The organism is Klebsiella sp. RCJ4, from assembly GCF_009025755.1.
GTDB lineage: Bacteria > Pseudomonadota > Gammaproteobacteria > Enterobacterales > Enterobacteriaceae > Klebsiella > Klebsiella michiganensis.
In genome coordinates this window covers 40,736-62,747 of sequence record NZ_WCIN01000046.1, presented here as the reverse complement: position 1 = coordinate 62,747, position 22,012 = coordinate 40,736, and the positions used below count along the sequence as shown (strand labels likewise).

At 54.7% G+C, this 22,012-nt stretch carries 19 protein-coding genes and 1 pseudogene; 12 read left to right on the top strand and 8 right to left on the bottom strand.

Annotation, left to right across the window (positions count from 1 at the left end; all coding sequences use genetic code 11):
- Window positions 1–35 precede the first annotated feature (35 nt).
- From F8562_RS26135 to F8562_RS26115, 5 genes are all read left to right on the top strand, one after another.
- Window positions 36–707 carry an amino acid ABC transporter permease gene (locus F8562_RS26135; RefSeq protein WP_014838019.1) on the top strand — a complete coding sequence of 224 codons (672 nt, stop codon included), beginning with the start codon at window positions 36–38 and terminating at the stop codon, window positions 705–707.
- A 13-nt stretch (window positions 708–720) separates the two neighbouring features.
- Window positions 721–1,386 (top strand): amino acid ABC transporter permease, encoded by a 666-nt coding sequence (locus F8562_RS26130; RefSeq protein WP_014228720.1) that lies wholly within the window; start codon window positions 721–723, stop codon window positions 1,384–1,386.
- A 16-nt stretch (window positions 1,387–1,402) separates the two neighbouring features.
- Window positions 1,403–2,182 (top strand): amino acid ABC transporter ATP-binding protein, encoded by a 780-nt coding sequence (locus tag F8562_RS26125; protein ID WP_014228719.1) that lies wholly within the window; start codon window positions 1,403–1,405, stop codon window positions 2,180–2,182.
- Window positions 2,183–2,197: 15 nt separating this feature from the next.
- On the top strand, window positions 2,198–3,172 hold the full coding sequence (locus F8562_RS26120; protein WP_014838018.1) for an aminotransferase class IV: 975 nt from the start codon (window positions 2,198–2,200) through the stop codon (window positions 3,170–3,172).
- A gap of 423 nt (window positions 3,173–3,595) precedes the next feature.
- Entirely contained in the window at window positions 3,596–4,174 is a 579-nt protein-coding gene (locus F8562_RS26115; protein ID WP_004849617.1) for a TetR/AcrR family transcriptional regulator, read from the top strand.
- Here F8562_RS26115 and F8562_RS26110 read toward each other — a convergent pair.
- A complete protein-coding gene (locus F8562_RS26110) occupies window positions 4,154–5,245 on the bottom strand; it encodes an iron-containing redox enzyme family protein (protein ID WP_014228717.1) in 1,092 nt (363 codons plus the stop codon). The genes F8562_RS26115 and F8562_RS26110 overlap by 21 nt on opposite strands.
- Before the next feature lie 213 nt (window positions 5,246–5,458).
- Here F8562_RS26110 and F8562_RS26105 point away from each other — a divergent pair, with 213 nt between their 5' ends.
- From F8562_RS26105 to F8562_RS29620, 4 genes are all read left to right on the top strand, one after another.
- Window positions 5,459–6,361 (top strand): DMT family transporter, encoded by a 903-nt coding sequence (locus tag F8562_RS26105; RefSeq protein WP_014228716.1) that lies wholly within the window; start codon window positions 5,459–5,461, stop codon window positions 6,359–6,361.
- 44 nt (window positions 6,362–6,405) lie between these two features.
- Window positions 6,406–7,545 carry an MFS transporter gene (locus tag F8562_RS26100; protein WP_042934051.1) on the top strand — a complete coding sequence of 380 codons (1,140 nt, stop codon included), beginning with the start codon at window positions 6,406–6,408 and terminating at the stop codon, window positions 7,543–7,545.
- Window positions 7,518–8,747 carry an aminotransferase class I/II-fold pyridoxal phosphate-dependent enzyme gene (locus F8562_RS26095; protein ID WP_014228714.1) on the top strand — a complete coding sequence of 410 codons (1,230 nt, stop codon included), beginning with the start codon at window positions 7,518–7,520 and terminating at the stop codon, window positions 8,745–8,747. The genes F8562_RS26100 and F8562_RS26095 overlap by 28 nt, the downstream gene beginning before the upstream one ends.
- Before the next feature lie 166 nt (window positions 8,748–8,913).
- Window positions 8,914–9,156, top strand: coding sequence for an aromatic amino acid transport family protein (locus F8562_RS29620; RefSeq protein WP_038424284.1), 243 nt, complete (start codon window positions 8,914–8,916; stop codon window positions 9,154–9,156).
- Between the two features lie 191 nt (window positions 9,157–9,347).
- Here the strand turns inward: F8562_RS29620 and F8562_RS26085 are convergent, their stop codons facing one another.
- The 5 genes and pseudogenes from F8562_RS26085 to F8562_RS26065 all read right to left on the bottom strand — a co-directional run bounded on the left by F8562_RS26085 (window position 9,348) and on the right by F8562_RS26065 (window position 16,599).
- A complete protein-coding gene (locus F8562_RS26085; RefSeq protein WP_014838014.1) occupies window positions 9,348–12,428 on the bottom strand; it encodes an efflux RND transporter permease subunit in 3,081 nt (1,026 codons plus the stop codon).
- A complete protein-coding gene (locus F8562_RS26080; RefSeq protein WP_014838013.1) occupies window positions 12,425–13,534 on the bottom strand; it encodes an efflux RND transporter periplasmic adaptor subunit in 1,110 nt (369 codons plus the stop codon). Before F8562_RS26080 ends, F8562_RS26085 begins: the two co-directional genes overlap by 4 nt.
- Before the next feature lie 75 nt (window positions 13,535–13,609).
- Window positions 13,610–14,224 carry a TetR/AcrR family transcriptional regulator gene (locus F8562_RS26075; RefSeq protein ID WP_014838012.1) on the bottom strand — a complete coding sequence of 205 codons (615 nt, stop codon included), beginning with the start codon at window positions 14,222–14,224 and terminating at the stop codon, window positions 13,610–13,612.
- Window positions 14,225–14,601: 377 nt separating this feature from the next.
- Window positions 14,602–15,609, bottom strand: a complete 1,008-nt coding sequence (locus F8562_RS26070) for an NADP-dependent oxidoreductase (RefSeq protein WP_014228709.1) — start codon at window positions 15,607–15,609, stop codon at window positions 14,602–14,604.
- A 166-nt stretch (window positions 15,610–15,775) separates the two neighbouring features.
- Window positions 15,776–16,599, bottom strand: a pseudogene (locus tag F8562_RS26065) (oxidoreductase).
- Window positions 16,600–16,815: 216 nt separating this feature from the next.
- On the opposite strand from F8562_RS26065, the gene F8562_RS26060 reads away from it, so the two are divergent.
- Entirely contained in the window at window positions 16,816–17,376 is a 561-nt protein-coding gene (locus F8562_RS26060; RefSeq protein ID WP_014228707.1) for a TetR/AcrR family transcriptional regulator, read from the top strand.
- A gap of 42 nt (window positions 17,377–17,418) precedes the next feature.
- On the opposite strand, the gene F8562_RS26055 is transcribed toward F8562_RS26060, so the two are convergent.
- A complete protein-coding gene (locus F8562_RS26055; RefSeq protein WP_038423462.1) occupies window positions 17,419–18,258 on the bottom strand; it encodes an AraC family transcriptional regulator in 840 nt (279 codons plus the stop codon).
- Between the two features lie 200 nt (window positions 18,259–18,458).
- Between F8562_RS26055 and F8562_RS26050 the strand changes: the two genes are divergently transcribed.
- The gene (locus F8562_RS26050; RefSeq protein WP_014838009.1) at window positions 18,459–19,766 is read left to right on the top strand and encodes an alpha-glucosidase/alpha-galactosidase; all 1,308 of its coding nucleotides are present in this window, start codon (window positions 18,459–18,461) and stop codon (window positions 19,764–19,766) included.
- A gap of 184 nt (window positions 19,767–19,950) precedes the next feature.
- Here F8562_RS26050 and F8562_RS26045 read toward each other — a convergent pair whose 3' ends face one another.
- A complete protein-coding gene (locus F8562_RS26045; protein ID WP_014838008.1) occupies window positions 19,951–20,313 on the bottom strand; it encodes a RamA family antibiotic efflux transcriptional regulator in 363 nt (120 codons plus the stop codon).
- Between the two features lie 191 nt (window positions 20,314–20,504).
- On the opposite strand from F8562_RS26045, the gene F8562_RS26035 reads away from it, so the two are divergent.
- Window positions 20,505–21,863 carry a DHA2 family efflux MFS transporter permease subunit gene (locus F8562_RS26035; RefSeq protein ID WP_049824820.1) on the top strand — a complete coding sequence of 453 codons (1,359 nt, stop codon included), beginning with the start codon at window positions 20,505–20,507 and terminating at the stop codon, window positions 21,861–21,863.
- Window positions 21,864–22,012 lie beyond the last annotated feature (149 nt).

Genomic DNA, 22,012 nt, shown 5'->3' with positions numbered 1-22,012 from the left:
ACCATCGTTTTGCGTTTTTCAGGGGTTCCAGAACTATGTCGTATCAATGGGATTTTGCCGCCATCTGGCCATATCGCATGCTGTTGCTGGAGGGGCTGTGGGGTACCATTCAGATCGGCGTCACCAGTATTTTATTCGGCATGCTGGCCGGCATTGCGCTGGCGTTGATGAAGGCCTCGCCGCTAATGCTCTTCCGTCTTCCGGCGCTGATACTGATCGGCTTTTATCGTAATACTCCCGCTATCGTCCACTTCTTCTGGATCTACTACGCTCTGCCAGTCGTCAGCCCGCTGACGCTCTCGCCGTTTGCTGCCGCGGTACTGGCGCTCTCCGCCCAGTCGGCCGCGTTTTATGCCGAAGTTTACCGCGGCGGCATCCAGTCGATCGGCGCCGGACAATGGGAAGGCGCGAAGGCGTTGGGCATGTCGCGCGCCACCGCGCTCCGCCGGGTCATTTTCCCTCAGGCGCTGCGCAGAATGATTCCTCCTTTCCTTGAGCGTTCTTTCGAACTGCTCAAATCCACCGCCCTTGCTTCGTCTCTGGCGTACAGCGAGCTGCTGTATCAGGCGATGCAAATCAACAGTCAGACTTACCGGCCCCTGGAAGTGTATTCGCTTATTGCGGTGATGTACTTCACTCTGCTGCTGATTATCAGCCAGGGCAGCCAGCTGCTTGAACGACGCCTTGCCGTCTCCGACTCACGTTAACGAGAGAACAACCATGCATTATCAGTGGGACTTTTCCCTTGTCTGGCAAAACTTGCCGGTACTGCTAAAGGGACTGGGCGTTACGCTGGAGCTATGGCTGCTGGCGGGAATTGTCGGCACGCTGATCGGGCTTGCCGTTGGCGTCGTCCGTGCCCGCGGGCCGCGCTATTTTTATCCTCTTACCAGCGCCTTTGTCGAGGTGTTCCGCAATACGCCGGTGCTTATCCAGCTCATCTGGTTCTACTATGCCTTTCCGGTGCTGGTGGGCATTCAGTTTTCCACTTTTGGCGCCGCCGCGCTGGCGTTAACCCTGTACACCGCCGCCTACAGCACCGAGATTTTTCGCGCCGGGCTACAGTCCATCGAACGCGGGCAGTGGGAAGGGGCAAAAGCCTTAGGCATGCCGCCGGGCGTGATGCTGCGGCGTATTATCCTGCCGCAGGTATTTCGCCGTATGTTGCCAGCCCTGACAAACCGCATGATTGAACTGGCGAAGGTGACCTCCCTGGCCTCGATTCTCACGGTTAACGAACTGATGTATCAGGGCAGGCTGCTAAGCAGTACCTGGTATCGCCCGGTGGAGATTTTCACCGTCGTCGCCCTGCTCTATTTTGTGCTGATCTGGCCCGGAAGTTACCTGGCGGCACGTCTGGAGCGCCGCTACCGTCCACATCCTTAATATGATGAGAAAGGCCATGTCAGAGAAAAAAGTCGTCATGCGGATACGCGCCCTGCACAAACGCTTTGGTGCGCAAAGCGTGTTACAGGGCATCGATTTAGATATCTATGCCGGTGAGAAAATCGCCATCATTGGCGGCAGCGGCTCGGGTAAGAGCACCCTGCTGCGCTGTCTGAACTTTATGGAAATACCCAGCGCTGGCACCGTAGAACTGGACGGCGTTACCCTCGGTAAAATCGACAGCCGCGGTCAGCGGCGCTATAGCGAAAAACAGCTGAGCGATGTTCGCCAGCGCGTGGGGATGGTGTTTCAGCAATTTAATCTCTTCCCGCATCTCACGGTGCTGCAAAATGTCAGCGAAGCCCTGATATCGGTGAAAAAGATGCGTCGCGAAGAGGCGATGCGCATTGCCCACGCGCAGTTGGAAAAAGTGGGGCTCGGCCATAAGCACCAGGCCTGGCCCGGCAGCCTGTCCGGCGGTCAACAGCAGCGCGTCGCTATTGCTCGCGCCCTGGCAATGGCGCCAGAGATAATATTGTTCGATGAGCCCACCTCGTCCCTCGACCCTGAACTCGTGGGGGAAGTGCTGCATACCATCCGTGAACTGGCAGATGAGGGGCGGACGCTGCTGCTGGTCACTCATGAGCTGGGCTTTGCCTGGCATTTCGCCGATCGGGTGATTTTTATCGAAAACGGCGTGATTCATGAAATGGGCACCCCGGAAGAGGTGCTGCGCCATCCGCGCCAACCGCGCACCCAGGCCTTCCTTTCCCGTTTCGCTGAACGGGCATTTTAACCGCAAGGAAACATGATGAGTTTAGCTCTCTCCGCTCAAAGCAGTCAGGCGTACCTGCAGGATACGCGCAACGACAATGTGCAGGTGTACGTCAACGGCGAATTCGTTCACCGCGATCGCGCCACGGTTTCCGTTTTCGATTCCGGCTACGTCTGCGGCGACGGGGTCTGGGAGGGGCTGCGGCTGGTGAACGGCAAGCTGATCGCCCTTCAGGCGCATCTCGATCGCCTGTTTGCCGGGGCGGCCGCTATCCAGCTCAATATCGGCCATAGTCGTGAGGAGCTAACCGATATTATGTACAGCACGCTGAAGATCAACGGTATGACGGACGGCGCCCATCTGCGGCTCATGATCACCCGCGGCAAAAAGCGCACGCCAAATCAGGACCCGCGCTTTATCCTCGGCGGCGCCACTATCGTCTGCGTGGCGGAATATAAGGTTGTGGATGAACAGGCCAAACGGCGCGGCCTTGCCCTGCTCACCTCGACCTATCGTACCAGCGCGCCGGATGTTTTCGATTTGCGTCTTAATTCCCACAGCCGCCTGAATTTGATCCAGGCGCTATTGCAGGCGCTGGACGCCGGCGCAGATGAAGCGCTGATGCTGGACCCTCATGGGTTTGTCGCCAGCTGCAATTCCACCAACTTTTTTATCGTACGCCAGGGCGAGCTGTGGACCTCAAACGGCCTGTACTGCTTTAACGGTATTACCCGCCACACGATCTTGTCACTGGCGCGCCAGCAGGGCCTCGGCGTGCAGGAAAGATCCTTTACCCTTGCCGAAGCCTTCACTGCGGACGAAGCTTTTGTCACCGGAACGCTGGCAGGTATTACCCCGGTAAACAGGCTCGACGGCAGGCGCTTCGACCTCAACGAAAATCCGGTGACCCGACGTATCAGCGGCTGGTATCAGGACTATTTACAGCAGGCGGAGTCGCCGCCCGCCGACCATCGCCGGACGAAAAAAACCCGCAGAGATAGCGCGGGTTGATTCAAATGCAAATCCATTGACTGCAAATAACATCACAATAACCAGGCGTTATTTTATGATGTGCATCACAAAAACATCACCCCCTGTTCGGGGGGGATGCTGACTTCTCCCGGGCCTCTCTTTATCCTCCCCGCGCGCAGCGTGGAGGGCTAAGGGCATAACGTGGCGGCCCAGCGCAGCCCTGATTCGCGCAGCGCAAAGATCGCCTGAGGGATTTTTGCTTTTTTTGCAGCCGGATGTAAGAATCGACAACAATTTTTATGGGTCAACGCGTTCACTGATGCCGCTCACCGCAGGGGCTGGGATATCGGCCATCGGGATGACATTGCGCATACGTCGTTGCAGCGTGCCGCCCGCCATATCAAATGAATGACTGCTCGCTACCAGAAACCCTCTGTATTACTTCATTCCACGGGAAACAGTATGAAGCCAAAACAAGCGGAAATTATCCGCCAGTCAATGTCTCTGTTTAACAAAGAGGGGTATCAGTCGCCGAGTATTGACCGGATATCGGAGAATGCGGGCATCTCCAAAATGACCTTCTACCGCTACTATGCGGATAAAGAGGCGCTCATTCTTGATATTTTACAGCAGAAAGAGAGTGAGTTTATGCAGGCGCTGCAGGAGATTACCGCCGATAAACCTTCAGGCCGCGAGAAGCTGTTTGCCGTCTTCGAATATTACAATAACTGGTTCACCTGTGAGGATTTCCACGGCTGCATGTTCACCCGCGCCCTGTTTGAATATGGAACCTCGTCTTCCGCTATCCGGGCGACATGCTCACGGTTTAAATCGCGCCTCTACCAGTTTTTCCGCGACATTCTTACCCTGCTGTTAAAACCGGAACCTGCGGAACGGGTGGCGATGATGATGCTCATGCTGATTGACGGCGCCATTGCCGCTCAGCAGGCGGAGTCCTCGGAATGCCGGGAGATCCCTCCCGGAATAACGGCCTGGAGCGCGGCAAAAGCGCTTATTTATTCAGAGGGCGGCACCCTCTGACTCGCGTTCAACAACGGTACGTAACGCCTCCAGCAGACAATCGTAGTAATCGCAGCAGGTCTGAAGACGCAGCGCTGCGCCAACGTAGACCTCCTCCAGCGCAGCCGGGTTTTTATTGCCGATCGGAACGATAACGTTATTCAGCCACCCATCGGCGTGACCGATATCAACCTCGATATGTTCCGCGTAATAATGCACGTCGCGATCCGTAAGGCCAATGCGACGGCACCCGGTCACGAGCTTCTGGTACTGCGGCGGGTCCAGCAGTTCCGTCATCGCCATCACGCCGAGCGATTTGTAGTAATGCTGACGGTTAACGCCGCCCAGCATGAACGCGTTATACCCGGCGAGCCCCTGCCAGTCATACAGATGGGCGAAATGGTTTTCAGGCAGCGCAATATCTCTGCGCTTCAGCAAATCCTTATACAGATTAACGTGCGTAAACTCCTGGCTGCCCTGGCCTATTTCATCCCAAAGGTTCTGGGCAATCTCTGCACGCGTTTCTGGCAGAGAGCCGACCAGCCCCATCGCGACCAGATCGAAAAACAGCAGATTGAGCGCGCTATCGCTTTTGAAGAAATAGTCTATTTGCGTAGCAGAGGCGGAAGAGGAGAGAAAATCAAAGAGGGGATGGTGCGAAGCCGGATGTTTCTGACATAAATGACGGAGTTCCTCAACGATATTCCCGGCGTCAAGCGCGGGTATCGGGAAACTGAAACGTTTTTTTTCCACCCGGAGCCATTCTGATTCGATGTAGCTTCTGATCCCGCAGAGTAATGGATGAAACTGGTTTTTTGCCGCCGCCGATAGCGGCTCCGCCAGCCACGCCTGGTAGAGTTTAAACAGCGCGCTGTGGGCACGTTTTTTCGCTTGCGGATCGTTGGCGGTAAAAGCCTTAGTACAGGTATTTTCGGTCAGGTACCAGGCTCTGTCCGCCAGTAGCGGATTGGCCGTCAGTTTCAGTGAAAGCGCGTTGCTGTGAAGAAGCTGGTCAATCATGTCATCCAGAGAGAGCCTGGCCATTGCGGAATGTTGTTCGTTCCCGGTGAAACCATTTTCTGTCTTACGCATTGATTTATCCCTGTTTAATGCATGGTATATATACGTTATCGTACAGACAAATATGCTGCAATCAGATTTTTTGCACACAGGTAACTAATTTTTAAACATATGATTTAAAATAAAAAAATAATAAAACCGCCCAATAACCATAAAATTTAATTGATATATTAAAAAAAATAAAGTTACCATTTAGTACAGTTCGAAGCGATGCAAGGAATGAGCATGCCTTACCTGTTACTCACGCTGGCGGCCCTGTTTTGGGGAGGGAATTATGTCGTAGGGCATATTCTCGTTCAGGGCGCGGATCCGATTCTCATGACCGAAGCGAGATGGGCGTTGACCGCACTACTGCTGGTATTGCTGTATCAGCGGCAAATCCGCGACAGTCGGCCGTTGTTCCGCCAGAATGGCGCAACGCTGCTGGTTCTAACGCTGTGTGGACAGGTGAGCTTTCCCTTAACCCTCTATATTGGTCTGCAGTCGACGTCTGCGCTGAACGCAGCGATTTACATGTCTGCGACCCCCTGTATGGTGCTGATGATTAATCGCCTGATTTTCCATGACCGGGTATCGGCGCGGAACTGGTGGGGCGTGATCTTTAGTACCGCAGGGGTGCTGCTGCTCCTGCTGCATGGCAACCTGAGCAACGCAGAGGGGCTAAAAGGGTTTAGCCAGGGCGATCTGTGGGCAATGGGCTCGGCGCTAAGCTGGGCAGTATACTGCTCGCTGTTGCGTAACAAAGATCGTCGTATCCCCGCCAATGCTTTCGTCGCCGTCAGTTCGCTTCTTGGCGCCCTTATTCTGCTTCCGGTGGTGATTTTCTGGCTGTGGCTGCACCCCGCCACCTCATTCGCCGCCTACCACGATATCGCTTTCCTTACTGGACTGGCGTATCTGGTGATTTTCCCCTCGTGGCTGGCCTACCTGTTCTGGAATAAAGGCATCGCGGCTATTGGCGCGACTCGCGGTGAGATTTATACCCATATTATTCCGCTTTCCGGCGGCATATTAAGCATTGTGTTTTTACATACCCAGCCGCATCTCTATCATTTACTGAGCTCGCTGTTAATTTTGACCGGAATCGCGATTTGCTCATTCGCTAAAAAAGCAGCGGCGTATTCATAAATAATAATCTAACGTTTTAACCCATATTCACCGAAGAGTTTAATATGCTCAGGATATACTTATACCTTATTCTCGCCGCATCGGTTTCCGCGCTGGCGACAGATATGATCGTGCCCGCGCTGCCCCTATTACAAAAAGCGTTTACTACCGATTATTCGGCTATTCAGTTAACCATTAGTGGTTTTCTGGTGATATACGCGGCGAGCCAGTTATTATCAGGATTTCTTGGCGAAAAGCTGGGTAAATTACGCGTACTGACGGCCAGCTTTTTGCTTTTCCTCGCGGGCAGCCTCCTCTGTTTTATGTCCGATAGTTTAATGATGCTGTTGGCCGGTAGGGCATTACAGGCCCTGGGCGCCGGCGCCGGGCCGGTCCTGTCTAAAGCTATCGCTAAAGAGACGTTCTCCCCGCTAACGCTCAAGCGCGCGCTTTCCGATATTTCTTCCGCCAGCGCGGTGGTTCCTCTTATTGCGCCGCTGGCCGGCGCCGCACTCCTCGGCTATCTGAGCTGGAATTCGATATTCCTGGTTATGGCCCTGTTTAGCGTCGTCACCCTTGCGCTCTCTCCGCGTCGCCTTGAGCAGCATGATGCGGCCGCGGCGCCCTCCTCTTCCGGGTTTATCACCCCGGCATTTATTCAGGGAACGCTGCTGGTTTCGCTGATTCTGAGTTCGCTGTTTTGCTATATCTCGCTGTCGCCGGCCATTTTTATGCAGCAGCTGGGGCTAAGCACCATGCACTACTCGCTGCTCTTTTCTGCTTCCGTATTATTTTTTATTATTGGCAATCAGATCGCCAAATTCGAGCGAATAATTAACCCGTGGATTTTATTTATCCTGAATGCGCTGGCGGTTACCCCATTTATTATCGGCAGCCACTCACTACTATTATGTATCACCGGCTCGATGATTTTTAACCTCACCCTTGGCGCCTATTACCCGAGCGCGAATTTTATCGCACTGCAAATCAAAGGCAGCAAAACAGGTATTGCGGCGTCCGTCACCGGATTTATTCAAACGGTGAGCGCCGGCGCCATCAGCTATTTCGCCGTAAAACTAACGGATACCGGTATGGGGTTTGACAGAACCCTCGGTGCCAGCACGTTAACGCTGGCAATTCTGTCTCTTCTGGTAGTCACGACAATGAAGGTAACGCAATGGAAAACTGGCAAAAAAGGAAAATAGACAGGTCGCTAAAATATCAGACCCGGGTATTCTCTGAACATATTAATGAACTGGTCGCGGTAAAAAGGGACGGCAAGGTCATTACCCTCGACGATGGTAGAAAAATGGTGGAATTTGTCTCATGCTCTTATCTTGGGCTAGAGACTCACCCGGCGCTGAAAAAAGCGGTTGTCGACGCCATTGAGCGTTTTGGCGTGCAGGTTTCTGTCGCCAGAACGCGGGTAAAAGTCGATCTGTTCCCGCAGCTGGAAGCACGACTGAACGACATCATGCATGGGGCTCATACTCTGACGTTTAACGCCGTGACCCCTTGCCATATCGCAGTGCTGCCGCTGCTGGCATCCGGGACGCTGCCGCATTTTACGTTCAGCAAAAAACCCTATTTTATTATGGAGAAGACCGCGCACGCGACGTTGCAGATCAACCGCGGGCTTTTACAGCAGTTTGGGGAAGTCGTCAGAATTGATTTTCAGGATAAGGCGCGGATTGAAGAGGCTTTTCGCTATGCGGCCAGCCAGGGATTAACGCCGATCTCGGTATCAGACAGCGTAGGCTCAATGGGCGGCGTCGCCCCCGTCGCGCATATTGTCCGCCTGGCGCATCAGTATGACGGCTACGCGTATATAGACGATGCGCACGGCACCTCTATCTACGGAGAGTACGGTTCCGGATACGTTATGTCATGCCTCGGCCATCGGCTTGACGAACGTATTATTATCGCCGGCTCGCTATCTAAAGCCTTTGGCTCACACGGCGGATTTATCGCCTGTCGCGACGCTGAGACCATCAAATTTATTAAGACCTACGGCACAACCTACGCCTTTGGTGGGCCGCCTTCATTGCCTGGAATTGCCGCCTGCGTAGCCGCCGCCGATCTCCACCTGGACGGCACCGTCGCTGCCCGCCAGGAGAAGCTTCAGAACGTCATTCGCTATTTTGACGAAGTTTTCGGCAAGATCGACATCGTTAACCGGGGTACGACGATGCCGATTCGGGGGATCCTGATTGGTAACGAAGATCTCGCCATCACGATGTGCAAAAAACTGCACGATCGCGGCTTCGCGACGACCGTGGCGATGTATCCAACCGTTGAAGAAGGGCACGCCATTCTGCGCTGCGCATTGTCGGCGCTCCACGAGAGCGGGCAAATCGACGACTTCCATAAAAACTTCAGAGAATCATTGGCTGAAGCCACGAAATAAATAGCTGCTGCCGGCCTGCTTCGGCAGGCCGCCTACGGATGCTGGACTCTTTTGGATGTATTGCCGTTTTAGCCTCACTGATGTCAGCCTCAATCGGTTTGAGTGATTATCTCGAGGATATGCTGAACAAAATTAACCGTCGGGGCTCACGCCCGCTGGCCATATTTTGACCTATTTTCCTGCCGCGCTGGCCTGTATTTTTGCCCCGCAAGGATTTTTGTCTGCCCTGGCCTTTGCCGGCATCTCGCTGGTGCTGTGGAGTATATTATTGCCGCCTTATTTACTTATTAAGGCCAGGCGTTCCGCACTGCCGGCGGTATATTTTTTCCCGGCAAGTAACTTCATCCTGAAAATGATTATTGCCGTTGGAGCCATACTCTGGCTACGGATGATTTACGCTTTTCTTTAATAAAAAAGAACCGGGATAACCCGAATATTCAAAAACTCCCGGTTTTACCAATCTGACAGCCGAACAATACACCATGGGAGCCAATATTCATCGCTATATTCAGGCGTGATGAAAAGCGCCGCGGACTGCGGCGCTTTTCTCTGCTTTCGGACGGTCACACCAGGCGTTCGTTGAGCAGGCAGACGAGCGCCTTAATGTTGTTCAGCATGGCGCCGGGCTTCAGGACGGATCCTGAACCAGATCGCATACATGGCAGGCAAGAACACCAGCGTCATGACGGTTCCCCCCAACGTCCCGCCAATCAGGGTATAGGCGAGCGTCCCCCAGAACACCGAATGGGTCAGAGGAATGAACGCCAGAACGGCGGCCATGGCCGTCAGTAAGACGGGCCTGGCTCTCTGCACCGTCGCTTCGATGACCGCATGGTACGGATCGAGACCTTCTTTCTCATTATGGTGAATCTGCCCGATAAGAATCAGCGTATTACGCATCAGAATGCCCGAAAGCGCGATCAGCCCGACGAGGGCGTTGATACCAAATGGCTGATTGAAAAGCAGCAGCGCGGGAACCACGCCGACAAGCCCGAGCGGAGCGGTTAGAAATACCATAACCATGGCCGACATTGAGCGCACCTGCACAATGATGATCAGCAGCGTCAGGGCGATCATGATGGGGAACAGCGGCGCCATCGCCCGGGTGGCTTTAGCCGATTCCTCAATTGAACCCGCCATTTCGATGCGGTACCCCGGCGGAAGCGAGTCCACAATCGGCTGCAGCTGTTTCATGATGGAGGCGGAAACGTCCGGAGGCTGAAGATTGTCGGCAATATCCCCCCGCACGGTAATCGTGGGCGTTCTGTCGCGGCGACGCAGTAAAGGATCTTCCATTCTGACCTCCACCTTCCCGATTTGCGCGAGCGGGATGCGCTGGCCCGCATTGCCGACCAGGCTAAACCCCTCAATTTTGGCCGGATCCAGACGTATATCCCCCGCGGCGCGCCCCGTCACCTGCACCGAGCGAATATCTTCCCGCACGGCGGTGATGGGAATGCCCGATAGCAGGAACTGGAGCTGCTGAGCAACGGCATTGGACGTTAAGCCGGTTGCCTGTATACGGTCCTGATCGAGGGTGAAATGCAGTGTCGGCACGCGCGATCCCCAGTCGGTGTTGACGGTCCTCATCATCGGGCTTGCCTGCAGCACGCCCTTAACCCGGTCCGCGATGTCGCGCAGTGTATCGGTATCCGGCCCCATCACTCGCCAGGCGACCGGGAAAGGGGAATACGGGCCAAACACCAGCTGCGTCACGCGAACGCGTGCTTCAGGCGCCAGTCCGCTGGCTACGGCTTGCCGCAGCCGCAATTTGAGCGCATCGCGTGATGCCTGGCTGTCCGTCAATATCACTATTTTGGCAAACGACGGGTCGGGGAGTTCGGGGGCCATCGCCAGGTAAAAACGCGGTGAACCCTGGCCAATGTAGGCGGTAACTAACCTGGCTTCCGGCTGTTTTTCCAACCAGTCCTCTATTTTGGCCGTTGCCGCGCTGGTCTGCTCAATCGAGGTGCCATAGGGCATCTGCACTTCAACGAGCACTTCCGGGCGGTCAGAGGTGGGGAAAAACTGTTTTTTCACCAGCCCCATCCCCATGACCGCCAGCGCGAAAAGCGCAATGACGGAACCGGCCACCAGCCATTTCCTGGCGATAACGCGGGTCAGCAGGCGGCGAAAGCGGTTATAGCGCGGCGTGTCATAGATGGCGGTATGCCCCCCTTCTACCTTTGCGATATCCGGCAGCATTTTCACCCCCAGATAAGGGGTGAAAACAACGGCGACCAGCCATGAGGCAATCAGGGCGAGGCCAACAATCCAGAACATATTGCTGGTGTATTCCCCGGCGGTGGACTGGGCGAAACCATTCGGCATAAAGCCGATAGCCGTGACCAGGGTACCGGCCAGCATGGGCGCGGCGGTATGGCTCCAGGCGTAGGCGGAAGCTTTGATTCTGTCGTAGCCCTCCTCCATTTTCACCACCATCATTTCGATGGCGATTATCGCGTCGTCAACCAGTAAGCCCAGCGCAAGAATCAGGGAGCCCAGCGTCACGCGGTCAAAGTTGATACCGGCGGCCTCCATCACCACAAAAACAACCGCCAGCGTCAGGGGAACCGCCGCCGCGACCACGACCCCCACGCGCCACCCCATGCTGACAAAACAGACCACCATCACCACGAGCAGGGCGACGAAGAATTTGATCATAAACTCATCGACTGCGGCGCTGATATTCACGGACTGATCGGTGACTTTCGTCAGGGTCATCCCCAGCGGCATACTGGCATTGATTTTTGCCGTTTCGGCATCCAGCGCTTTACCCAACGCCAGCCCATTCCAGCCTTCACGCATCACGATCCCCAGCAGCAGCGCCGGTTCATGTTGATTACGAATCTGCAAAGTGGGCGGATCTTCATAACCGCGTTCTACCGTTGCCACGTCGGACAGCTTGAGCGTTTTACCCTGAGCAATAAATGGCGTATCGCGGATCTTCTGCAATTCATCGAAAGCGCCATCGAGGCGGATAAAGATCTGCGCGCCGCGCGTTTCAATTGAACCTGCCGCGGTTAATGCGTTCTGGTTATTCAGCGCATTGAAAATATCCTGCGGCGAGAGCCCCATGGTAGCCAGACGCTCATGGGAGAAAGAGATATAAATCCGTTCGGCCTGTTCGCCGATAATATTGACTTTCTTGACCCCCGGGACGTGCAGGAGCTGCTGGCGTAACGTTTCGGCATCGCGGACCAGCAGGCGCTGCGGTTCTCCTTTCGCTTTCAGCGCAAACAGGGCGAAAGTGACGTCGGCAAATTCATCATTTATCATCGGCCCCGTCACGCCGGCGGGGAGGTTTCTGCTTTCATCGCCAAGCTTCTTCCGCGCCTGGTAGAACTCTTCCTGCACCTGTGATGGCGGCGTATTGTCCTGGAGTGAGAGCGTGATAAAGGCCATGCCGGGCCGGGTATAGGTTTCCGTGCGGTCATACCATTTGAGCTCCTGCAGGCGTTTTTCCAGCGGCTCAGCCACCTGATCCTGCATCTCCTGCGCGGTCGCGCCGGGCCAGACGGTGATAACCGTCATTTGCTTAACCGTAAAGGGGGGATCCTCCGCTCGCCCGAGGCCAAAAAAGGCGTAAATACCGGCGATAGTCACCAGAATAATTAAAAACAGCGTGACCGAGCGCTCGCGCACCGCAAGCGCTGACAGGTTAAAGCGGCCCTGGCTCATGGTTTATCCCCCGTCCGGGCCGTATCCGGTTGCCCGGCCAGGCGGACAGCCTCGCCCTCGTGCAGAAGATGCGCCCCTAGCGCAACGATCTCCTCACCGGGCTTCACCTCGCCCGTTACCTGCGCCGCCTCCTCGCCCACGCTCAGCACCTTGACGGGCTGCCATGCGACCCTGGCTGGCTGCGCGGAGATCCGCCAGACGCCCGGTCCCTTGCCCGCATCATAAAGCGCGGCCAGCGGTACCTGCATGACCTGGCTTTCCCCACTCTGTTTTTTGATGTGCAGCGTTACGGTCGCCCCCAGCGGCGCGTTGGCTAACGGGCCTTCCAGCACGTACCGCGCCTCAAAGGTACGGGTGGTGGCATCGGCGGCATCGGAAAGCAGGCGCAGTTTTGCGGCGACGGGCTGCGTTTCGTCGCCATAGCGCGTCGCCAGCGCTTCGCTGCCGATGGCAGGGCGCAGCGTCTCCGGCAGCTGTACCAGCGCCTCACGCTGCCCCGCTCTGGCCAGCCGGATCACCGCCTGCCCGGCACTGACAACCTGACCGGGTTCGGCAAGCGTCTCCATCACCACGCCGTCAGAGTCCGCCAGCAGCACGGCATAGCCCGTGGCATTTTGCGCCACGTTTGCCTGCGCCTGGGCTGCGCTGAGATCCGCTTTCGCGGAATCTGCCGCCGCTTTGATCTGGTCATACTCCGAGGCGGAGACTGCGCCAGCGCCAACGAGGCCACGGTAGCGCGCCTCATCGCTGATGGCTTTTCGCGCCCGCGCCCTGGCGGCGTCAACGGCCTGTTGCTGAGCCACGGCCTGCAGCTTCAGGTCGGCGGGATCCAGCCGCATCAGCGGCTGACCGCGCTTAACGGTCTGGCCAGTATCAACAAAGCGTTCAAGGATCTTACCCTGCACTCTAAAACCAAGATCGCTTTGCGTTCTTGCCACCACCACGCCGGTATAGGCGCGAGAGGTATCGTGCGCGAGTGCTACGGATGCGGATCTGACGAGCGGCGGCTGGGTGCGCGGATCGTCACTCGAGGCGTTATCACCGCAGGCCACGAGGGCCAACGGCAGAAGACAAGCGGCAAAGCGGGCTGAATGAAGCCTGAGCATGGGAAACCCTTAATCAAATAACAGAATGGTTTCCGCATTCTCAGACTGGTGACCAATAAAGTCAATGGTCACAAATCAGGGGGCCAGGCTTCTTAAAATCAGCGACGAGAGAAGAACCGCCGCCGTTGGGGCCGTTTCGAGATTAAACTGCAGTTGAACAGGATTGATGAAGGGGCACATCACCATGTATATCGCATAAGTGGCTTCATCAAGGGGGGTTTTCCTTTCGAACTCCCCGGCCTGCCTGCCTTCGACAAGAATGCTCTCAATCAGCTTTAACAGCCGTTCCGCATACCTTTCTGTTGAAGGCCACTTCTCCCGCGAGGCGACGGCGGCAATATCGTAGAGTTTACGATCGTGAAAAAAGAGTTCGCTCCCCGCTTCGGTGAGCGCCCGGAAGAGGCGGCGTAATTTTTCGCTGGCTGACGGCGCGTCAGCCACCGCTGAGAGTACCGCGGCCATGATCATTTCCAGGCGGTTAGCGCAGATCACTTCGCCGATAGCCTGTTTGGATTCGAAAAACTTATAGATATAAGATTTTGAAAAACCGATAGATTTAGCCAGCTCCGCCACGGTGGTTTTTTCATAGCCGTAATGCCCGAAATGCTCAAAGGCAGCGTCGACGATTTGCTCCCGGACGCTGTGATCGAGCGGGCCGCGTGATGATGGAACGTTCATATTCTTAGTCATTTTTTCAGCTTAGCGTGATGCGTCTTGATTGACAACCAGTGACCATTTTAGAATTAAGTCACGATTTCGACTTGTTTCAGGATCGCGCAATATCATCCTCACAGGTGACGGCACCTGCCCGGAGCGTCCGCGTCAGGCAACAACGCTGTTGGGCCAGATTCGAATGCTCCCCGAGCAAAATTGTACCAGACAAAATCCTTTGCCAACAAAAGCATCGGCTCACCTATGACAGCTTATCTCAATGATGGAAGTGAACGCTACGGCGTGACGCCCGCTTTTCTCAGCGGGCTAAGGCCGTCCTCAGGGCGCTCCCGATGGAGAGTAAGGACGACGGATTTAAACGAAAGTGTTTTTGTTGAAGCGGAAAACCGCTGCGGTTATGACCCAGACACCCTAACGACCACCTTTCCCTTAGCATGGCCCCGGGCAAGATAGTCCAGCGCCTCCTTTGTTTCGGCAAAGGGAAACACCTTGTCGATCGCAGGCCCGATCTGCCCGGATTCGATGAGTTGGCTAATTTGCGCGAGCTGCTCGCCATCGGGGCGGACAAATAAAAACGAATAGCTAAGACCCCGCACTCGTGTAAGACGCAGGATCTTTCGGCTCATCAGCGCAAAGATAAAACGCAAAAAGAAATTTAACCCCCGGTCACGGGCGAACGCGGCATCCAATGGTCCGGTGAGGGAAACAATCTTGCCACCAGGCTTGAGTATTTTAACGGCTTTTTCAATCGAATCTCCCCGGAGAGTGCCGAGTACAATATCGTAGCCGCTCAGCACGTTTTCAAACGTCTGCTTTTTGTAGTCAACCACCTCATCTGCGCCAAGACGACTCACCCACGCAAGGTTGCCTGAACTTGTGGTCGTTCCCACCTTTGCGCCAAGATGCTTTGCCAGCTGGATCGCGAAACTGCCTATTCCTCCGGACCCCGCCGGGATGAACACCTTCTGCCCTGGCTGCAGTCCGGCTCTCTCTGTCAGCGCCTGCCAGGCGGTGAGACTCACCATCGGGAGCGACGCTGCCTGTTCGAAATCCAGGTTTGCGGGTTTCATGGCAGCGAGATTTTCAGGTACTCGCGCAAATTCGGCAAGAGAACCGGTTCCCCTGTCGAAAATACTGGCGAAGATTTCATCGCCTGGCTTAAAACGCGTCACGCGGCTTCCCGTTGCCACAACCACCCCGGACAAGTCGCTGCCCAGCGTTGCGGGAAGTTTAAAAGACAAAATCGGTTTGAACAGGCCGCCAGGAATCACGTTATCAATGGGATTCAGGCCAACGGCGTAAACTTTAACCAGAAGTTCATCAGCCGCGGGGGTGGGATAATCGACGTCATCAAATCCCAGCGCCGGGGATTTACCGTAGCGTTTAAACGTGAAGGCTTTCATGGTGCTGGTTTCCTGGTATTTGTCCTGATATGTTTTCTGGCGCCGCTATTGCCGAGTAAAAAAGCGGTTCCCAGTAACGGCTCGATAAATACGGCAAACAGAATTTGCCCGTTAGCATATCCTTCACGCCGCTCGACGATGCCTGACGCGGCCAGTCGCGAAAATGTCATGATGACTCTCTCGCATCAAGCTGAAGGCTGTTGCGCACGACCTTATCCAGGATTTTTGCAGGCGCGAATCGGAGAATGAAATTCAATTTACCGGCCAGCGATCCTGCCGTGTAGCGGATCTTGGGCCGTAGAGCCTGGGCCGCTTTAACCACCACCTTAGCCACAACCTCCGGACTTTCCGCTTCGGCCATTGCCTTACTGACCACTTTCGTCACCTTAGCCCGGATAAGGTCATACTCTTCCAGCTTTGCATCCGCTTCTCTGTTATTGGCTTCAAACTGCGTTTTTATGTAGGCAGGTTCGATCACGGAAACCTGATGCCCTGGGTGCGCAGTTCATGGTCGAGTGCTCCCGTGTACCCTTCGACCGCATGCTTGCTGGCCGCATAAAGCGCGACATACGGCAACGGCACGACCCCGAGAATCGAACCGATATTGATGATGCGCCCGCTGCCCTGACGGCGCATATGAGGGAGCACAGCCCGCGTCAGCCTGACGATGCCCAAAAAGTTGGTATCGAAAATGCTCCAGGCCTGTTCAATAGAGCTTTCTTCCGCGGCGGCAGGCGCGACCCCAAAGCCCGCATTATTGACCAGAATATCGATCCGCCCCTCCAGGCGCAGCAGATCGTCAATAGCGGCCCCGACCGAAGCATCGTCAGTCACATCAAGCGTCAGCAGCGGAAAGCGGTGTGTACCCGCCTGAGAGCCACGCCGGCTGGTGCCATAAACCTTATAACCCGCCGCTAAAAGTTGATGAGCCGTCGCTTCGCCGATGCCTGAAGAAGCGCCTGTCACCAGAGCCACACGTTTATTGTTCATTCTGAGTACGCTCTCAAGATGTTGTTCAGGTTAGCAAGCGTTATCGTTCCAGGTTCGTAGGGGTGAAATAAGGGGGAATTCGTCATGTTTCTTCCTCTGCTGGGTAGCGGGTAAATGCGCAGGATTAATGATGATGATCATCATCTATAAAGTCAACTGGTTTGATTATGATCATCATCAATGTATACTTAGCCTTTGTTTTGAAGGGGGTAAGCCATGAAAGTGTCAAAAGAGCAGGTTCGCGAAAACAGGATGCGAATCGTTGAAACGGCTTCAGAACTTTTTCGTGAGCGCGGTTACGACGGCGTAGGCGTAGCGGAGCTGATGTCAGCGGCTGGCTTAACCCACGGAGGGTTTTACAAACACTTTGGTTCCAAGGCCGATTTATTATCGGAGGCGATGCATTGCGGCTTTACGCGTTCGGCAGAACGTACGGCCGATGTGAGCCGGAAAACGTTTGTGGAGTATTACCTCTCCCGCCAACATCGTGATGACATGGCAAAGGGGTGTGTGATGTCGGCTCTGGGTAGTGACGCCGCGCGTCAATCTGAAGCCATTAAGGCAACCTTTGCGGCTGGCATTGAAGCTCAGCTGGCCACCTTAGCAAATGAGAAAGCCGCGGAAGGCCTTACGCGTGCCGACCTGATCGATACGATTGCGCATCTTGTCGGCGCGCTGGTCCTTTCCCGCGCCTGTCCTGATAGCTCCTCTCTGGCAGATGAAATTCTGGATGTTTGTCGATCGCGCATTCTCAATCAGGATACGCCCGCAAAATAGCGATCGCGCAGAGTCACCGCCGATGAGAATAAGCGCTGAACGTCATCTCAGCGCCTGCTGTTCAGAAAGGTATTTTTGCCGCCATTTAGCCGGAGATACGCCGTACAGCTTCCTGAAGGCTTTAGAAAAATGCAGCTGATTTTCATAGCCTACGGAAATACCCACGACTTTAATCGCCGTAGCGCTGTTTTTCAGCAGGCTTACTGCGATGTTCATACGAAAATTTAGCAAGTATTCCTTAGGACCTATACCGTAGGCGCCTTTGAACAACCGGCAGAGGTAGCTGCGATTGATATTGCAATAGGCGGCCAGGCTATCAACCGTCAGATGTTCGTGGTAGCGATTTTCAATTTTTTTGATCGCCCTTTGCAGATGCCGGGTTTTATCATCAGGGAGAGAAGCCTTTTCGCCGGGCGTATTGCTGATTAGCGAAGAAAAGAAGAGATAGCACAATCCCTGCACCTTCAGCGGATGTTCATCGCCATGTTCGACAATTTGCCGCAGGTAGCCAGAGGAGCTGGAGTCGTCTTTATTCAGGTTGGGGCGATAAACCGGAGATTGCCGACTAAGATGACACTCCTCGAAAATTCTGGCGGCAATCAGGCCATCGACCTCAAGCCACATATAATGCCACGGATCCCTATTATCAGCGCAGTAGGTTGTCACCTCATGGGGATGAATCAGAAACCCCTCCCCGGCGCCGACAGGAAAAGCGCCAAACTCACTGTAAAATGTGCCGGTTCCACTTATCACATAATGAAATAGATAATGCTGGCGGACTGCGGGGCCAAAGCGGTGTCCCTTATGACAATTCTCCTCGCCGTACTGGTACAAATTCAATTCGATATTGTCGGTATGATTAAGGGTAAAAGTCTTGTGCATCAGTCGCGCTCTCTCTTTTTCACCCACGTTATCAGAGATGCCTGCAGTAAAGTCACCGCGTTTCAGCCAGATTCGGAGCTGGCTCACACTTTCATAGCGACATCATTTTTCGCCATACCAATATCACATTTAGCCATATTTCCTGTTCATTCCGCAGCGTACATTCTGCCTGGTGAAAACAGCAGGAACGGAGAAATACCATGATTAAAGTGACATTTATGGGCGCAGGCAGCACCATTTTCGCCAGGAACGTACTCGGCGACATTATGACGACGCCGGCGTTGAAAGAGGTGGAGATTGCACTGTACGACATCGACAGCGCCCGTCTCAATGAATCCCTCGTCATGTTGAATAATATCAACCGCAATACCAATACGGGCAGAGCGAAGATCGCCGCCTACCTTGGCGTTGAGAACCGCCGCGCGGCGTTGAAAAACGCCAATTACGTGGTGAATGCTATTCAGGTTGGCGGCTACGATCCGTGTACCATCACCGATTTCACGATCGCGAAAAAATATGGTCTGCAGCAGACTATTGCCGATACCCTGGGCATTGGTGGTATCTTCCGCGCGCTGCGCACCCTACCCGTGCTGTTTGATTTCGCACGGGATATTGAAGCCGTATGCCCGGACGCCTGGCTGCTGAACTACACCAACCCGATGGCCACGATAACCGGCGCCATGCTGCGCCATACGGAAGTGAAAACGGTAGGACTGTGCCACAGCGTTCAGGTATGTGCTGAAACGCTGTTGAAAAGCGTGGATATGCCAACCGACGACGTGCAATTTCATATCGCGGGTATTAATCACATGGCCTGGCTGCTGGACATTCGCCGTCACGGCGAGGATTTGTACCCGGAAATCAAGCGCCGGGCCAGCGCCCTGCAGGGCAGGCATGATGATATGGTGCGCCATGAAATCATGAAAACTTTCGGCTATTACGTCACCGAATCGTCAGAGCACAACGCCGAATACATGCCTTACTGGATCAAACGCAGCTACCCGGAGCTGATTGAACGCTTCAATATCCCGCTGGATGAATATCCGCGCCGGTGTATTGAACAGATTGACCAATGGCAGCAGCAGAAAGTGGCGCTGACCCATGACACCAGCCTGACCCACAGCCGTACCCATGAATACGCGTCTTACATCATCGAAGCGATGGAAACCGATCGGCCTTACAAAATTGGCGGTAACGTGCTCAACACCGGCCTGATTACCAACTTACCTTCCGAGGCCTGCGTCGAAGTCCCTTGCCTGGTCGATGGCCAGGGCGTCACGCCGTGCTACGTCGGCAATTTGCCGGAGCAGCTGGCAGCGCTGAACCGGACCAACATCAATACTCAGCTGTTGACCATCGAAGCGGCGGTGACGCGCAAACGCGAAGCCATCTACCATGCCGCCCTGCTCGACCCGCATACTTCCGCAGAGCTGTCGATCGATGACATCCGCAATCTGTGCGACGATCTTATTGAAGCACACGGCAGCTGGCTTCCCGCCTACCATTAATCGCTCTGCTGTCCAGCAACCTCCTGATAACTCACCAGGCGCGGCGTTTTCCGCGCCGTTCCCCATGTTTACTCAAAGAACAGGAGGTTTTGTCTTTTCGGCGCCGTCTGTTTTTCTATTTTTTGATAAATCTCTTCGCATCGATTTTTCTGCGGCGGCTTTGCCAGGGCTATCGGAAAGGAGATTAAGATTCAGCCTTACCCGGTACGTAACAGGCTGTTTTGTTTTTCTTGCGATATTCACCGGGCGGCAAATGAAAATGACGCGTAAATAATCGGGTGAATGTTTGCTGCGAGCCATAGCCGTAGCGCAAACCAATACTGTAAATATTCTCATCGGTCTCGCGTAAATCGCGGGCCGCTGAGTCCAGTTTTTTATTACGGATATAGCGCCCGAGGCTCTCGCCTCTATATTGCAAGAACAAACGCTGCAGGTACCATTTGGAATACCCTGAATAACGGGCTATCTGTTCTATACGCAGTGGTTTATGTAAGTTATTGTCGATCCAGTCAATGATGACGGCTATCACTGTTTCGGAAATAAACATGTCGCCTCCCCTTCTGAATGCTGCCGGTTTTATCAAGATAGTTTTTGCGTAAGGTATGCACATCATGTTGTCACCGGCACAGCGTGAAGCTCAGGGCACTAATAACCCTTTCATTATCAACGACAGACCGAATTCGAACGCAGTATCCGGATGGGGATAAACCAGCGATTCGATAGAGGGACTTCCTGGCGATGTCTTTGATAAAATTTGCTTACCATCATCGCCCGAGCGGGACTGCTCCTCTGATGCTGAGCGCGGCGCTGCCCGCGATGGCCGCCGGCCTTGGCGTGACGGACACGGCAATACAATGGATAGCAACGGCGTATCTTATGGCCCTTGCGGCAGGCGTTCCACTTAGCGCATGGGCGGCCAGGCGGTTTGGCGCTACGCAGCTTTGGCTCTATGGCCTTATTTTATTTGCGATTTTTTCGGCAGTTTGCGCCCTTTCCCCGCGTTTTGAGGTGCTGCTTGCCGCAAGAGTTATGCAAGGCCTGGCAGGGGGATTACTCGTACCGGCAGGGCAAACGATCCTTGGTCTGGTCGTCGGACGCGAACGTCTGGGGCGGGTGATTGGCACGATTGGCGTGGCGATCGTCATTGCTCCCTTGCTGGGAACATCGCTGGGCGCGGTCCTGCTTGAAATCTGCGGATGGCGAGGGTTATTTTGGATCACGGTGCCGTTCTGTCTGTGCGCCTGTCTGGCCGGATGGAAGCTGCTTCCCCGTCCGACAATAAAAACTGACAGGCCCCTCTCCCTGGACTGGCTGGGACTGGCGCTGGTCTTCTGCAGCCTGCCGATGCTGATGGAAGGCATGAAAGAGCTCAGCCTGAATAGTGGTAAATATGGCTGGAACGTCATCATGCTCAGCGTGGGCGCCCTGTTCACCTGCTTGTTTATTTATCGCTCTTTGCGCATTGAGTCCCCCTTACTGCATCTCGAGCTTTTCAAGCATCGGGGTTTCACTTTATCTGCCGTATTGATGGCTATCGGCGGCGCGGTGAATTTTGGCGGTCAGTTCCTGCTTCCTTTATATTTCCGCGACGTTTGCCATGTAACGCTTGCTGAAGTGGGCCTGCTTCTCACCCCTCAGTTAATCGGCTCGGCGATAGGATTTCCGGTGGCCGGCTACTTCTCCGATAAGCTGGGGCCACGAACGGTGCTTATCATTGGCGGTTTACTCGCGGCATTTGCCACATTGCCACTGGCAATGATTGATGCGGGAAGTCGCTATACGCTTGTGGGGGGCGCAATAGCGGTCAGAGGGTTCGGTTTAGCCCTGGCAACGGTGCCCGCGATGGCTGCGGGCCTGGCTATGGCTGGCAGCCGTCACGTCGCTGATGCCGCACCTGTTCTGAATATCCTCCAGCGCGTTGGGGCGATGGCGGGCGCGGCGCTGGTGACCGCCTGCTACGTCAGATTTGCCCATACCCGGGGGAGCTTAGCCGCGTTTCACCACGCCGGGTGGCTACTTACCGGCGGGGCCGTACTGCTCGCGCTTTGCGCATTATTTATGGTGAACCATTCCACTTTAACAACGCAGGAAGAATAAAAGTTTAATCAGAAAAGTTATCGTTTTCAGACCCGATCCCAATGCCTGCTGGTTAAATTTGCAGTAATGGATTTCGTTGCCTGCAAAATAAACAATTCGGAGCGGCTGATAGGCAGTCATGCCAGCCCGATGCGAACCGGCTGGCATGG

Excerpts from the sequence above, each read along its gene's own strand:
- F8562_RS26110 (WP_014228717.1), bottom strand. The coding sequence starts at position 5,245 with ATGCGTAAGACAGAAAATGGTTTCACCGGGAACGAACAACATTCCGCA.
- F8562_RS26120 (WP_014838018.1), top strand. The coding sequence starts at position 2,198 with ATGAGTTTAGCTCTCTCCGCTCAAAGCAGTCAGGCGTACCTGCAGGAT.
- F8562_RS26085 (WP_014838014.1), bottom strand. The coding sequence starts at position 12,428 with ATGAGCCAGGGCCGCTTTAACCTGTCAGCGCTTGCGGTGCGCGAGCGC.
- F8562_RS26115 (WP_004849617.1), top strand. The coding sequence starts at position 3,596 with ATGAAGCCAAAACAAGCGGAAATTATCCGCCAGTCAATGTCTCTGTTT.
- F8562_RS26095 (WP_014228714.1), top strand. The coding sequence starts at position 7,518 with ATGGAAAACTGGCAAAAAAGGAAAATAGACAGGTCGCTAAAATATCAG.
- F8562_RS26035 (WP_049824820.1), top strand. The coding sequence starts at position 20,505 with ATGTCTTTGATAAAATTTGCTTACCATCATCGCCCGAGCGGGACTGCT.
- F8562_RS26050 (WP_014838009.1), top strand. The coding sequence starts at position 18,459 with ATGATTAAAGTGACATTTATGGGCGCAGGCAGCACCATTTTCGCCAGG.
- F8562_RS26060 (WP_014228707.1), top strand. The coding sequence starts at position 16,816 with ATGAAAGTGTCAAAAGAGCAGGTTCGCGAAAACAGGATGCGAATCGTT.
- F8562_RS26075 (WP_014838012.1), bottom strand. The coding sequence starts at position 14,224 with ATGACTAAGAATATGAACGTTCCATCATCACGCGGCCCGCTCGATCAC.
- F8562_RS26130 (WP_014228720.1), top strand. The coding sequence starts at position 721 with ATGCATTATCAGTGGGACTTTTCCCTTGTCTGGCAAAACTTGCCGGTA.
- F8562_RS26070 (WP_014228709.1), bottom strand. The coding sequence starts at position 15,609 with ATGAAAGCCTTCACGTTTAAACGCTACGGTAAATCCCCGGCGCTGGGA.
- F8562_RS26100 (WP_042934051.1), top strand. The coding sequence starts at position 6,406 with ATGCTCAGGATATACTTATACCTTATTCTCGCCGCATCGGTTTCCGCG.
- F8562_RS26135 (WP_014838019.1), top strand. The coding sequence starts at position 36 with ATGTCGTATCAATGGGATTTTGCCGCCATCTGGCCATATCGCATGCTG.
- F8562_RS26105 (WP_014228716.1), top strand. The coding sequence starts at position 5,459 with ATGCCTTACCTGTTACTCACGCTGGCGGCCCTGTTTTGGGGAGGGAAT.
- F8562_RS26045 (WP_014838008.1), bottom strand. The coding sequence starts at position 20,313 with ATGTTTATTTCCGAAACAGTGATAGCCGTCATCATTGACTGGATCGAC.
- F8562_RS26125 (WP_014228719.1), top strand. The coding sequence starts at position 1,403 with ATGTCAGAGAAAAAAGTCGTCATGCGGATACGCGCCCTGCACAAACGC.
- F8562_RS26080 (WP_014838013.1), bottom strand. The coding sequence starts at position 13,534 with ATGCTCAGGCTTCATTCAGCCCGCTTTGCCGCTTGTCTTCTGCCGTTG.
- F8562_RS26055 (WP_038423462.1), bottom strand. The coding sequence starts at position 18,258 with ATGCACAAGACTTTTACCCTTAATCATACCGACAATATCGAATTGAAT.